Source organism: Planococcus sp. ISL-109, from assembly GCF_018613655.1.
Classification (GTDB): domain Bacteria; phylum Bacillota; class Bacilli; order Bacillales_A; family Planococcaceae; genus Planococcus.
Genome location: NZ_JAGGPW010000004.1, coordinates 249,895 through 264,088, shown reverse-complemented (window position 1 = coordinate 264,088; position 14,194 = coordinate 249,895). Strand labels below are relative to the sequence as shown.

Annotated in this window: 10 protein-coding genes; 1 reads left to right on the top strand and 9 read right to left on the bottom strand. The window is 47.2% G+C overall.

Annotated elements, in window-relative coordinates; translation table 11 throughout:
* Positions 1 to 188: 188 nt before the first annotated feature.
* From J7E21_RS03075 to J7E21_RS03055, 5 genes are all read right to left on the bottom strand, one after another.
* Positions 189 to 1,268, bottom strand: a complete 1,080-nt coding sequence (locus J7E21_RS03075) for an SDR family oxidoreductase (protein WP_215104608.1) — start codon at positions 1,266 to 1,268, stop codon at positions 189 to 191.
* 98 nt (positions 1,269 to 1,366) lie between these two features.
* Positions 1,367 to 4,453: an efflux RND transporter permease subunit gene (locus J7E21_RS03070; protein WP_215104606.1), complete on the bottom strand. Its 3,087-nt coding sequence runs from the start codon at positions 4,451 to 4,453 to the stop codon at positions 1,367 to 1,369.
* Positions 4,454 to 4,641: 188 nt separating this feature from the next.
* Positions 4,642 to 6,210, bottom strand: a complete 1,569-nt coding sequence (locus J7E21_RS03065; RefSeq protein ID WP_215104604.1) for a peptide chain release factor 3 — start codon at positions 6,208 to 6,210, stop codon at positions 4,642 to 4,644.
* 168 nt (positions 6,211 to 6,378) lie between these two features.
* Positions 6,379 to 7,842 (bottom strand): UDP-N-acetylmuramoyl-L-alanyl-D-glutamate--2,6-diaminopimelate ligase, encoded by a 1,464-nt coding sequence (locus J7E21_RS03060; protein ID WP_215104602.1) that lies wholly within the window; start codon positions 7,840 to 7,842, stop codon positions 6,379 to 6,381.
* A 17-nt stretch (positions 7,843 to 7,859) separates the two neighbouring features.
* Positions 7,860 to 8,909: a M42 family metallopeptidase gene (locus J7E21_RS03055; protein ID WP_215104599.1), complete on the bottom strand. Its 1,050-nt coding sequence runs from the start codon at positions 8,907 to 8,909 to the stop codon at positions 7,860 to 7,862.
* A gap of 103 nt (positions 8,910 to 9,012) precedes the next feature.
* Here J7E21_RS03055 and J7E21_RS03050 point away from each other — a divergent pair, with 103 nt between their 5' ends.
* Positions 9,013 to 10,584, top strand: a complete 1,572-nt coding sequence (locus J7E21_RS03050; RefSeq protein ID WP_215104597.1) for an ATP-binding protein — start codon at positions 9,013 to 9,015, stop codon at positions 10,582 to 10,584.
* A 36-nt stretch (positions 10,585 to 10,620) separates the two neighbouring features.
* Here the strand turns inward: J7E21_RS03050 and J7E21_RS03045 are convergent, their stop codons facing one another.
* The 4 genes from J7E21_RS03045 to J7E21_RS03030 form a co-directional block, all read right to left on the bottom strand.
* On the bottom strand, positions 10,621 to 11,202 hold the full coding sequence (locus tag J7E21_RS03045; RefSeq protein ID WP_215104595.1) for a PepSY domain-containing protein: 582 nt from the start codon (positions 11,200 to 11,202) through the stop codon (positions 10,621 to 10,623).
* Between the two features lie 208 nt (positions 11,203 to 11,410).
* The gene (locus J7E21_RS03040; protein WP_215104593.1) at positions 11,411 to 12,136 is read right to left on the bottom strand and encodes a PepSY domain-containing protein; all 726 of its coding nucleotides are present in this window, start codon (positions 12,134 to 12,136) and stop codon (positions 11,411 to 11,413) included.
* Between the two features lie 2 nt (positions 12,137 to 12,138).
* The gene (locus J7E21_RS03035; RefSeq protein ID WP_215104591.1) at positions 12,139 to 13,506 is read right to left on the bottom strand and encodes a sensor histidine kinase; all 1,368 of its coding nucleotides are present in this window, start codon (positions 13,504 to 13,506) and stop codon (positions 12,139 to 12,141) included.
* Positions 13,490 to 14,185: a response regulator transcription factor gene (locus J7E21_RS03030; protein WP_215104589.1), complete on the bottom strand. Its 696-nt coding sequence runs from the start codon at positions 14,183 to 14,185 to the stop codon at positions 13,490 to 13,492. The genes J7E21_RS03035 and J7E21_RS03030 overlap by 17 nt, the downstream gene beginning before the upstream one ends.
* Between the last annotated feature and the right edge of the window lie 9 nt (positions 14,186 to 14,194).

The following is a 14,194-nucleotide window of genomic DNA, read 5'->3' as shown; positions in this document are numbered from 1 at the left end:
ACAACAAAAAAGACCTATGTCTAATGAAAGGCAAAGGTCTTGCTAAGCGCGATGTTGATCCTCTATGACAAATAAGCCATGTCTTGGCGACTGTGAAGCAGGTTTCCCTCTAGCTACTCCCCTTTGACGAGAGTCTTGATTATTGAATTATACATAGATTATGGCACTTGGCTGGATTCCGTAAACATTCAAGTGATGGGCACTTGATAATTTTTATCGGCTCGATGCTCTTTATAAAACGCCACCATGGCCGGCATCGTTTCAAGGAAATCAGCGCATTTGATGTCACTCTCTTGAAGCAGGGCTTGTGCCCGCTGTGTATCGAATTTTGCCTGCCAGTCCATATAATCCAGTGTTTCCGCTTCAACGCTGAGGTACTTCCGAACCATTGGGATCGACATCGACAGCGCGGCCAGCTTTTTCGGCAAGTGGCCTTTCGGATAAGTTCCGGTCATTTCGTGCACCATTGCACGGTAAACTTCCTCGACAGGATGCGGATTCGGATCGGTCAAATGGACTGTAGCTCCTGCGGCTTCATCCAATAAACTTAAATAAACCGAAGCCTCAAGTATATAATCAACCGGCACGACATTGATGGTTGCTTTCGAGTGGCCGATATAAGGAATCACCGGCATGTGCTTCATGCGGTCAATCATGTTCAGGAAAAAATAAGGGCCGTCAAATTTCGATGTTTCTCCGCTTTTCGAATGTCCTCTGACAATTCCCGGCCGAATGATTGTCACCGGCAGTTCACCTTTCAACTTGTCGACCAATAGCTCCGCTTCAAATTTTGTTTCTTCGTAATGATTTTTGAATGCTTCCGGGCGGATCAGTTCATCTTCACGAATGATTCCTTCCCGAGCTCCTGCAACATATGCGGTGCTGAAATACATATAACGCTTCAGGCCTTTCAAGCTTTTGACAAAGTCATTCACATGCCCGGTGCCTTCGATATTGACCTTCCGGGCGATCGCTTCCGGGACGGCCAAATCATAGATCGCTGCCAAATGCCAAAAAACCAGCTCACGGTCCTGTAGATACTGTGTATCTTCTCCTGATAAAGCCAAGCCTGGTTTTGTAATATCACCAGCAAGCAAACGGATGCTTCCACATCCTGTCTGCTTCTCGATGCGGCCGGCAGCCGTTTTTGCCGCCTCCATTTCAGACGCTAAAACAATCGCGGCAAGCGTCACCCCTTTTTCAGCACTCGTTTCCATCAGCCGCGTGGCGATAAAACCTGGAAATCCTGTAAACACCATCATCTTCATCCAATCCCTCCCCTTTTTTATATTCTACTAAATACTGGATAGCTTAAGTGAAAATAATGCATAAAAAAACCTGTGCAGAATTATCTGCACAGATCTGGTTAACTTTCGGTTTTTTCGGCTTTTCTTTTTTTGCTGTTCATCCAGCGTGTTTCCCGGTCGAATAAACTGTAGACAACTGGAACGACATACAATGACAGGAACGTTGAGCTGATCAATCCGCCGATAACGGCGATTCCCATCGGCTGGTTGATTTCTGTACCTTCCCCGATGCCGATTGCAAGCGGCAGAAGACCGAGTATGGTCGTCAAAGCCGTCATTAAAATCGGACGTCTGCGATCATGGACCGCTGTCGTGATCGCATCTAAGGAACTCAAGCCAGCTGCTTTCCGCTGATTGATGTAATCGACGAGGACGATCCCGTTGTTGACGACAATACCGACGAGCACCAGCACACCGATGACCGCTGTAATGCTGATTGGGGTTTGTGTCACAAACAAGGCTATCGACACACCGATGACCATCAGTGGCACCGTGAACATGATGACGAGCGGGTATTTGAACGATTCGAATTGCGCTGCCATAACGATATAGACGAGCACAATCGCCAATACAACCGCTAATAACATATCATTGATTGCATCATCAAAGAGTTCGCGGTCGCCACCGAATGAGATTTGTGTCTGTTCCGACAGCTCGAGTTCTGCAATGGCTTCATCGACAGCTGCCGACATTTCGCCCATCGTTTTATTGGATGAATACTGAAGCGTAAAGGAAACACTTTCAGCTTGGTCGACACGGCTGATCGATACCGGCCCTTGCGCGATTTCAATATCCGCCAATTCCTGAAGTTCGACAAAGGCACCGGACGGGGTGCGCAATGTCAGCTCACGCAAGGTTTCTACGCTGTTGCGGTCTTCTTCATTATAAGACACGAACACGCTCAGCACTTCGTCCCGCTCATCAATGAGTTGCGTGGCGAGCACACCGCGCGTGATATTGTTGACGGTTTGGGCGATTTGCGCAGGTGGCAAATTGTTTTCAGTTGCCGCCTCGCGGTTGATGGTCATTTGAATTTCATCAATTGTTTCTTGGCGGTCATTAGTCAACTCCACTAAATTCGGTAAAGCTTCCAAACTTTCATTGATGTCTTCGACCGCTCTATCGAGGCGCGGCTTGTCTGTATCGGTCACCGTAAAGCTTAACGTGTTTGGAGTAGATCCGGCTGCTGTTTGCAAATTAAAGCTGACGACAGCGTCTTCACCGATTTTTTCCACCACGCGTGGCTGTACTTCATCGACAAACTCAAACACCGATCGATCCCGCTCATCAAGCGGCACTAGTTTGACGTAGACTTCTGCTGTATTGGATTCTGCACGTCCTTGTGCCTGCCCTTCCTGAGTCGATCCGATCAAGCTGACATAGACATCCACATCCGATTCTGCTTGAAGCTCTTCTTCAATTCTGTTGACTACGCTATTTGTCGCTGCAGTAGACGCCCCGTTGTCGAGTTCAACTGAGACGCTGACAAAGCCTTCATCAGTTGCCGGCAAAAATTCAGTTCCTACTTGGGACACGCCATATGCACCGATCCCCAAAAACGCAAGTGCCGTTAAGAGAACGATAATCCGGTGACGTAATGCCCAAAGAACGCTTTTTTCAAAGCGCAGCACTCCTTTTGAATCCGGTTTCACTTGCTTTGGCTTGCCGTCTTTTTGCCCGAGCATCCGTGAAGCCATCATTGGAATGACGGTTAATGCAACGGCAAGCGACGCAATCAAGCTAAAGGAGATCGTTAAAGCAAATTCGAAGAAGATTTCCCCGATCAAACCGGAGATGAATATGACCGGCACAAAAACGGCGATAGTCGTAAATGTCGAAGCGGTAATCGCCCCTGCGACTTCACGTGCTCCGTCCGATGCCGCTTTCTTCGGTTTTTTGCCCATCGCCAAATGCCGTTCGATGTTTTCGATTACGACGATGGCATTATCGACGAGCATCCCGATTCCGAGTGCCAAAGCCCCGAGCGTCAAGATGTTCAACGCAAAATCGGCGAAAAACATCAGCACAAATGTCACAATGACAGAATAAGGAATCGCAACACCGATGATGATCGGGCTCTTGATGCCGCGAAGGAAAAAGAACAGGACGAGCATCGCAAAAATGCCACCAAGAATTAAAGTTTGACCGATGTTATTAATTGCTAACTTGACATAATCTCCTTGGTCGAACAACACATCGGCTTCTACAGATGAAAAGCGGTCTTCTGTCAGCAATTCATCCAAGCGCTCTTGAAAAGCGGTGGATACATCAGCGGTATTGGCACCGGATTCCTGCAGCACTGACAGCAGCACCGCGGGTTCATCGTTGGCACGTGTTTCACTATTCGTTTCACGTTCAGCAATAGCCACTTCCGCTACATCGGCAATGGTGACCTTATCGCCAGATAGCGCATCAACCGTCACGACAAGATTTTCGATGTCTTCCACACTTTCCAAAGTGCTGACGATCCGCGTCGTCAAATTGCGGCCATCCTCTGTCTCGATTGGATCACCCGGCAAGGATATGTTGTTCACTTGAATCAATTGAACAATATCCGCCTGTTGTAACCCTCGTTCTTCCAGCTCCTGCTGGTCAAGTTGAATCGTTACGTCTTCGATCAATGAACCGGAAATGTTAACACTTGCTACCCCGTCTGTCTGGCGCAGCTGTGTTTCTAGCTCTTCCGCTACAACACGCACATCTTGCTCGGCATCAGTGGCGCGAAGAGACAATTGGATAATCGGAAACTGTGACGGGTCGAACTTCAAAAATCGTGGATCGTTCGAGTCGTCAGGGATCGGAGTCTGAGCAATACGCTGCATCACTTCCGACTGAACATCATCAATGTCCGTGTCCCATCCGAACTGCAGCAAAATGAAATTGGACCCTTCTTGGCTATTGGATTGAATAGACTCAATGCCGGGCAAAGTCGCCAAGTTCGCTTCGAGCGGCTTGGTGACTTTTTCGTTCACTTCGGTCGGGCTCGCCCCTGGATAATTGGTGACGACTACACCAATTGGAGGGTTCAGCTCTGGAATTAATGTAACGGGTATCCGGAGAAATGACACTGCTCCTAAAATAATGACCAAAAGCATCGTGACGATGGTCAATACTGGTCTTTTGATGGAAAAATCACTTAGCTTCATCTGTTCAATCCCTCTCTATGACTGGTCCCTTTATCATAAGAAAAAAAGAGCTCTACCGCAAACTTGAGGCTGCATGTTCACAATAACGACATGTTTTTCCTATTGCCTAGTCCCAGCTAAATTGACCCAGCCCTGATTTCAACACAAAAAAACACAGCGCACTTTTCAGGTACGCTGTGTTTTCTCTCTTATAATAAGCTATACAAGCGGATTCCCGGATTTTTGTCCTGGAACCAGCGCGTTGCAAAATCATTTTCGAACAAGAACACCAAATTGTCATAGCGATCTTTCACGAGCATAGAGCGTCCGCTCGACATCGACTCTTTGACGTCTTCTTCGTTTTCGATCCAGCGCGCGATTTTATTGCCCACAGGCTCCATTCTCACATCCACATTATATTCATTTTTCATGCGGTGCTCGAACACTTCAAACTGAAGCTGGCCGACTGCGCCGAGAATAACCTCTTCCAAGTGCAGAGTTTTATAGTATTGAATCGCGCCTTCTTGAACCAATTGCAAAATCCCTTTATGGAAATGCTTTTGTTTCATGACGTTTTTCGCCGTCACTTTCATGAACAGTTCAGGCGTAAATTGCGGCAGCGCTTCAAACTCGAATTTCTTGCCGCTGGTTATCGTGTCGCCAATCTGGTAATTGCCGACATCGTGCAAGCCGATAATATCCCCCGCTACAGCTTCAGTTACCAATTCACGGTCATCCGCCAAAAACTGCGTTGTCTGGGAAAGCTTAATCGATTTTCCGGTTCTCGTTAAAGTAACGTTCATGCCGCGTTCAAATTTCCCGGAGACAATCCGGACGAACGCAATGCGGTCACGGTGAGCCGGATTCATATTGGCTTGGATTTTGAAGACAAAGCCGGAAAAAGGCGTCTCGACCGGATCGACGATGTCTCCTTCCTTAGTCATGCGCGGCTGCGGTGGCGGCGCGAACTGCAAATACGTCTCAAGGAATGTTTCGACGCCAAAATTTGAAAGTGCCGAACCAAAAAATACAGGCGTCAATTCGCCTTTTTTCACACGGTCGATGGAAAAGTCATTGCCTGCTTCTTCCAATAGTTCGATATCTTCGAGTGCCTGCGTATAATAGGACGATTTCGTCATCTCGTGTTCTCCAGCCAAATGGCCTTTTTCATCGAGTTCCATGAAACGGCCGACATCAGAGCGAAACGGCTCGATGCGCTTATTGAAGCGATCGTAAATCCCCATAAACTCTTTGCCCATGCCGATCGGCCAGTTCATCGCGTACGATTGAATGCCGAGCACTTCTTCCAATTCTTCCATTAACTCTAGCGGTTCCTTACCTTGACGGTCCATTTTGTTGATGAACGTAAAAATCGGAATGCCGCGCATTTTACAGACTTTGAACAATTTTACGGTTTGTGCCTCGATGCCTTTGGCGACATCGATGATCATGACAGCGCTATCTACAGCCATCAAGGTACGGTACGTATCTTCACTAAAATCTTGGTGTCCGGGTGTGTCAAGAATGTTGACGCGGTGTCCAGCATAATCGAATTGCATAACGGACGAAGTTACGGAAATTCCGCGCTGCTTTTCAATTTCCATCCAGTCGGATGTTGCGAATTTCCCGGATTTTTTCCCTTTAACTGTTCCGGCATCGCGAATCGCACCGCCGAATAGCAATAGCTTTTCGGTTAAAGTCGTTTTCCCGGCATCCGGGTGGGAAATAATAGCAAAAGTTCTTCTACTTTCAATTGCTTGTTCTAATTGGCCTGACATTGTATACGCTCCTTTAATATCCTCTCTCCATCTTAGAGAAGGAATTTGCAAAAAACAAGAATTATCGCCAGAAGTTGCGGCATCCGGCACATTCCTAAGCATAAAAATGAACGGAGAAAAATACTGTGATTTTTCTCTGTTCAGTTCAAGCTATAGCCATCTGACAGTTTAAGATCCGAACTTTTTGCGTGCTTCATTTTCCGCAATTTCTTTGTCGCTGTGCGGGTATTTTGTATTTTCGATAATTTGGTAATCTTCGTGGCCTTTTCCTGCCAAAATGATGATATCGCCAGGTTCCGCTTGTTGAATAGCGTGCCGCACCGCTTGCTCACGGTCTCCGATGCAGGCAAAACGGTCGTGCAGCATGCCTGCCGACAGGTCAGTTAGGATACTATCATATTGTTCGTAGCGTGGGTCATCTGTCGTCAAGATGACATAATCCGCAACAGAGGCTTTCTCTGCCATGATCGGGCGTTTCGTCTTATCACGATTTCCACCTGTGCCCACCAGGAAAATAACTCGTCCGGTTTTGAAATCTTCCACCGCAGCGATCGCTTTTTCGATTGCATCCGGCGTATGGGCATAATCGATGAACACAGAAATCGGTGCGTCGATCTGCGCTTTTTGCATGCGACCCTCGACTGGCGGAATGGCTTCTAAAGCGGTGATCACATCCTGAATCGGATATTCTTCCGCAACTAACGCCGCAATTGCCGCTAGCGCATTGGAGACGTTGAAATTCCCTAGCAGTTTCATCGAGACCGGGTAACTTCCTTGCGGGCAATAGAGCACAAATGAAGTCCCTTCTTTTTCCAGCTGCACTTCTTTTGCATTGAACATCGCATTTCCGCTCATGCCATATGTATAAACCGGAAACGGTGTCATTGCAGCGAATTTTTCCGACCATTCATCGTCTGCGTTTAAGATGGCCCGTTTGTTCTCGGTCAGATTTTGGCCGAGCTGAGAAAATAGCAAGCTTTTGGCGTGGCCATACTCTTCCATCGTGCCATGAAAATCCAAATGGTCATGTGTGAGATTGGTGAAGACTGCCGTATCGAACTCGACACCGGATAAGCGGCCCAAGACGAGGCCATGGGATGATACTTCCATCGTCATATGCGAACATCCCTCACCGTTGGCACGGCTGATCATTTCATGAGTCGTCAGCACATCGCTCGTGGTATTCGCTGACGGATGTAATTCCCCGTTCAAGTTAAACCCGATTGTACCGGTCAATGCTGATTTTTCCCCGAGTTCCATAAGCATGGCGTGAAGCATGCCCGCGACGCTAGTTTTACCGTTAGTTCCAGTGACGCCAATCATATTCAGCTTCTTCGACGGATAGCCGTAGAAGCGGACAGCGAGAATGCCGAGCGCGCGGGTTGTGTCTGACACTGTGACGACTGTTGCCCCTTCGATAGCGAGCGGTTTTTCGGCAAGAATGACCGCCGCGCCTTTCGTAACCGCTTGCTCTGCGAAATTATGCCCATCAACCGTATAGCCTTTAATGCACACAAAAAGCGAGCCATCCTGTATTGTTCTCGAATCCATCGTGATATGCGGAATAGCAAGCGGCAACTTGCCTTCTATAGTTAAAATTGGAATATTTGCGAATAATTGCTTGCTGTCCATCTGAAATCCTCCTAATGTTATGACCCGATCGGCGAACTTGCATATGCATGAAGCAACTTGGCTGTCGCTTCGAGTGAATCGATATGCGTTCGCTCATAAGCATGAGATGCTTCGATCCCTGGCCCGAACAATGCATGTTTCACGTCTGCGCCTGCACCAATTGCAGCAGAAGCATCAGAGCCGTAGTACGGATAAATATCCACTTTGTAATCGATGCCATTTTCCTTAGCCAATGCAATCAATTGGCGCGTCAGTCCGTAATGGTATGGCCCGCTTGAATCTTTCGCACATATCGATACCGTATATTCATCCGATGTTTGGCCGTCGCCGATTGCGCCCATATCGACTGCGATATATTCTTCGGTTTGTTCGGGGATATTCGAGTTTCCACCATAACCGATCTCTTCGTTATTGGAAATATAGAAATGCGTCGTATGCGGCAAAGTATCACCGCCTGCAAAATGTTTCGCCAGTTCCAGAACTAGCGCAGTGCTCGCCTTATCATCCAAATGGCGCGATTTGATGAAACCAGAATCGGTTTTTATGAAGCGCGGGTCGAATGAAACAAAATCGCCGACTTCGATGCCCTGTTCACGCACTAGTTCTGCAGAATCGCATTTTAAATCCAAGCGCACTTCCATATTGTCAGCAGAACGTTCAGCCGTTCCGGAATCCTTGTAGACATGGACTGTCGTCTGGTGAAGCAGGATTGTTCCGCTGATGGTCTCACCGCTCGCGGTATGGACGAGGCAGTTCTCGCCTTCTATGGCATTGAACTTGAAGCCTCCGACAAGTGACAATTTGAGGCGGCCTGAAGGCTTGATTTCTTTCACCATCGCGCCAAGCGTGTCGACATGCGCTGTCAACAGGCGATGGCGCTTATCGTCGTCTCCTTTAATAGTCGCAATGACGCCGCCTTTGTTCGTTGTTATATATGGAACTTGAATTTGATCAAAGTATTTTTCAACTATTTTCATAACTTGCATCGTATAGCCGGATGGACTTGGAGTCGTGACTAGTTTCTCCAAAATCGCAAGCGTTTCGTTTTCTTTCCACGAATATGCCAATTCAATCACTCCCTGATTTTCTAATCATATCAAAAACAGCCATATTCGCACAGTCCCGACTATAGTAAGATAAATAAGACTTTTAGTTGGACGAGGTGGATTTATGGATAGCTCCCTGACAAACCGCAAGCGCAATCAATTATTTATACACCTGTTCGGCTTTTCCAGCCTAGCTCATTTGACGCTTAATTTTTTTGTCGAATCTAATGCGGCCATTGTGGCGCCGATTTTCGGCATGGTTGCTTATATGTTTCTTTTCACATTGCTTTATACGAAATTACCGCCTGCCAGGTTGCGTTTAGCTGTGCTCTTTGCTATAAACGCCTACATTGTCATTCTCCAGTTCGAATCCTTATCATCTGTGACAGCGATTTATTTTATCATTCCGATCATCGCAGCCTCTCTTTATAATGATACCCTGTCTATTATTGCATTATCCGCATTAACTGTAATTGAAGTGTTGCTGCTGACGTTTGTGTTCGATCTCTTTGAGGCAAGAAGTTCGCTCGAGTATATTCATGTCTCAATGTTAACGTTTTTTGGGCTGGTCATGTTGCTGGCGGTCCTGCACAGTTCATACTTCAGCAGTTATTGGCGGCAATTGGAGCTGCGCAACGCCTCTATGAAAAAAGCACTCGTATCAAAAGAAGGCTATCTCGAGCTTTTTTTCCAGGCAGCCAAAGACGCGATTGCGGTTTTCGACTCGGAAGGCAGAATCATTGCGATCAATCCCGCTTTCGAACAATTATACGGCTGGACCGCTGATGACTCCCTCGGCAAGGTGATTGCCCTGTACCCTCCGGAACATGCAAAAGCAGCAGAAATGCGTGCTGAACAAGTCCGGCTTGGGGAAAACTTTACGCTTGAAACGGACGATATCAAAAAAGACGGTACTCGCTTTCCTGCCCAAATCACCCTCTCGCCGATTTTCGATGCACATGGGAAAGTGATTGCCACTTCAGTCATTTCGCGGGATATCAGCTACCGGAAAGAAACCGAGCGAATGCTTTTGCAAACGGAAAAGCTGAAAATGGCCGGTGAAATTGCAGCTGGCGTGGCACATGAAATCCGCAATCCGATGACCGTCATTTCCGGCTTTGTCCAGATGATGCACAACGACCCGAACCATCTCTACCCGAGCTACACGTCATTGATGCAATCGGAACTCGACCGCATCAATTTGATTATTAGCGAGTTTTTGATACTAGCAAAACCGCAAGCACCTGAACTAAAATCGTTGGACGTCGGAAAGATTCTCGATGAATGCATTTTTCTGTTCGGCCCCGAATTTGCCGTTCACGATATTGTCGTGAAAACAGACTCCACCGGGCCTTTTCGCGCTGAAGGGGAAGAAAATCACTTAAAGCAAGTATTTATTAACTTACTGAAAAATGCGATCGAAGCGATGGAAGAAGGGGGGACTTTGCGGATTGCTGCCAGGCAAACAGAAGCTGACAAACTGACAATCAGCTTTGAAGATGAAGGCCCTGGCATCCCGCTGGAATTAATTGAGCGTGTTTTCGAACCGTTTTATACGACAAAACCTACAGGCACTGGACTCGGTTTATTGATCTCCCAGAAAATCATCCAAGAACACGGGGGCAGTTTAGCGGTGAAAAACCGTAAACAACAAGGCACTTGTGTCATCGTTACATTGCCTCTGTCCACTGTATAGCAAAACAAAACTCCCGTTTAGCTACGGGAGTTTTGTTCAATCATCATGATCGGTTTCGACGTGGAGAACAATGCCGTTAATCGCATCCACCTGCACTTCGTAGTCGGTATCCCCGTCTTCAAACTCCACTTCATATATAAACATGCCGTGTTCTTTCTCAAGTTCCACATCATCCAATTTGCCCGTAGCGACTGTACGCGCTATTTCTACCGCCTGCTCTTTGCCGATCAGCTGCTTTTTAAAAATGGTTTGCGGATTCTGCTGCTCATGTTTATTGACGGCAGCCAGTTCCGATTCCGTTTGCCGGATGGAACCATTTACCGCATCGATTTCAAATTGTTGCACTGTTTGCGTTTTCTTCACTTCGACTGAATAATGCGGATTGTCGTCATCTCCGTTCAGCTTAAGCTCAACACTTTCTCCCTGTGCTTTTGTTTGCGCAATTTTCCCTGCTTCCTCCACACTGATAAAACGCTGCATTTCCACTTCCAGCGCTGCCTCTCCCGCTGTTTCCACTTGCGGTTTTTCAGCATTCTGTGACGTTCCCCCATCTGCCAACACAATGCCTCCGAACGCCAATATTCCTGCTGCTGCCGGGATGTAAATCAGTTTTTTCATTTCGGTCTCTTCCTGTTTTCTTAATAGATTTATCATATGCGCTAGAGCTTAAAGAACGCTTAAACGGAGATGAGAAATTTATGAGAACAGTGATTTTCTGCACCTCTACGACAAAACGATCTGACAGATTTTCTAAGATTTGAAAAAGGGACTGTGCCAAAAGTCATTTTCATGAGCTTTTGGCACAGTCCCTTTATCCATTATGCATTTAGTCGTCCCATTCAACCGTCATCGTTTCTCCACGAATCGCATGGATTTGAATTTTCGCTTCCCTGTCCGTTGCGTCATCATCAATTTCCACCAAATAATAACCGCCATCGGCCGTCTGGACAAATTCAATATCATCCACTTCGCCGTTCAAAGTTTCTTTTGCTATGGCAATTGCCGTATCTTTGCTGATGATACGCTCAGGTTCCGCTACCGGTTCTTCTGGCGCTGTGGCGGGATCTTCAGGGTCCGCTGCAATTTCGCGCGGCTCTTTTTGGACATCCATGATCTCTCCGTCTTCAGCAGAGACGACTAGAGTTTTCTTTTCCGTGTCACTTAACATCTCAATCTTGTATGCATTGCTTTTCTGCACATAGTGCACTTCATCCACTTCCCCTACTTCAGCAGCCTGCGCAAATTCTGCCGCTTCGCTTTCCGTCATTTTTTTTGCGGGACCTTGTGGTTCTATTAATTCCAATGAAGTGACTTGCCCATCCGCCCTGCTGACGACCGCTAAATACCGGCCATTTGCCCGATTGAACTCAATTTGGTAAAAGTCTTCCGCTTCCATCGTATTGTTGATTTCCCCGCCATACAGCTGTTCAATCGATGCTTGTGCTTCTTCGATTGTCACCGAATCGGCAGATGTTCTCGGAAACAGCAGCAATGTTAAAATTAACAGCAAAAGCACACTGGCGACAGCAGACATAGCCCACGATTTCCGCATGATCATCCCTCCTGTTCCGATTGTAGCGCGGGAACATTAAAATTCTCTGAGAAAACAACCGTAACTGTCGTCCCTAATTGTTCGATGCTCTCAATTTCAAGTTGGATGTGGAGTGAATCCGCCAGTTCTTTAGCGAGTGCAAGGCCAAGACCGAAACCGCCTGTTTCCCGGCTTCTTGCTTTGTCGACCCTGTAAAAGCGTTCGAAGACATGCGGCAAGGATTCTTTAGGAATTCCGACGCCGTAATCCTTGATCTTCACAAACACTTCGCCTTTTTTCCCTGCCTGTATTTCGATCGAAGCTTCGCTATACTTTCTCGCATTGTCCAAGAGAATATACAATAACTGCTTCAATTTCTGCACATCTGTCGTGACCAGCAGCATTTCATCTTCAAGCTGCAGCTTGAATTCCCGTTTGTACGAAGCATTCATAGCGGTCATCACTTGTCCGAGCACTGGTGCTAAATTGATTTTTTGCCATTCCACCTGTGCTTCGCTGCGCCTTGCAATGTGGAGCAATTGCTCGATCAATTGGCGCATGCGCTCCGTTTCATTGCGGATGGCGGTCAATGCCTCTTCCTGAATCGCCGGCTCTTGTGCCCCTCTGCGCTGCAGCAAATCAGCGTAGCTGCTGATGACGGTAAGCGGTGTCCTCAGCTCATGGGATGCATTTGATACAAACTCTTCTTGCTTTTTATAATTTTCTTCTAAAAGGCCGATCATTTCATTGAATGCGATGCCCATTTGGCTCAATTCGTCTTGCGAGTTGCCAGCGATCGGCAGTTTCTCGAATGAGCCGTCGCGCTGAATGCGCTGCATCGTTCCGGTCAGCCCTTCAATCGGACGCGTCAATACACGCCCCAGCAAAGCGCTCGATAAGAAAATCGGGATCATCGCAAGCAAGCTGACGGAAAACAGTACAATGCGCAAAGTAGCCAAATTCGCGTTTACTTCCCTTAATGATTGGGCGATGATCAACTCGACCACCTCGCCGCTTGGCCAAATGACTGGCGCCGTCACATAAGCAAATTGTTCACCTTCAACCGTCATTCTTCCTGATGTTCCTTCGACGTTAGTTGGAAATTCCACTTGGACGGACGGGCGCTGTATCGTACTGAACAGATTTGTGCTGGGGTTTTTTTCCTTAATCAACCCATCGACCGGCACATATGCACGCAGGACATCTCCCGGGTCTTGGCTCGTGTTGGTGTTGAAAGTAGCAGTCATCACATCCACTTCGGATTTTAAACGTTCCACTTCCGAATTATACGCCAAGCTGCTGAAGGAAAAGTAAATGACGACAGCGAGTATGGCCAGTACGAAGAACATCAAAAGCGTCGAAGACAAATGGATTTTATTTTTGAGCTTCATGCTGCTGCTCCTTTAAGACGTAACCGACGCCACGCACCGTCTGCAAATAAGTTTCATTTTCACCGAAATCGACTTTTTTGCGCAAATAACGGATATAGACATCGATGACATTCGTATCACCGTAATAATCATAGCCCCAGACAGCGTTCAATAATTGTTCGCGGCCCAGCACTTGTTTCGGATGGCGCATCAAATAAAGCAGCAAATCGAACTCCCTGGGCGTCAATTCGATTTGTCTCGCGCCTCTTTTCACTTCCCGTGTGCTTTCGTTCAGTTCGAGCTGTTCGAACCGGTGCACATGTTGGTCAGTTGGGCTTTTCGACCGTAAATTGGCCCGGATTCTCGCCAGCAATTCTTCGATTTCGAATGGTTTTGTAACATAATCATTGGCTCCCAGGTCTAGTCCTGCCACTTTGTCTTTGACGTCATTTTTTGCCGTCAATAAAATGACCGGTAAGGTGGCATTCGCCGCACGGATGCGCTTTAATACATCAAGCCCATGAATTTCAGGCAACATCAAATCCAGCAAAACCAAATCCCATTCATGTTCACGGAATTTGATTAAGCCTTCCGACCCCGTCAAAGCGACTGCGGTTTCATACCCTTCGAATTTCAGCTCCAGCTCAAGTACACGAGCAATGCTTTTTTCGTCTTCCACGATCAGTATGCGCTCCGTCATGTGGGCCCC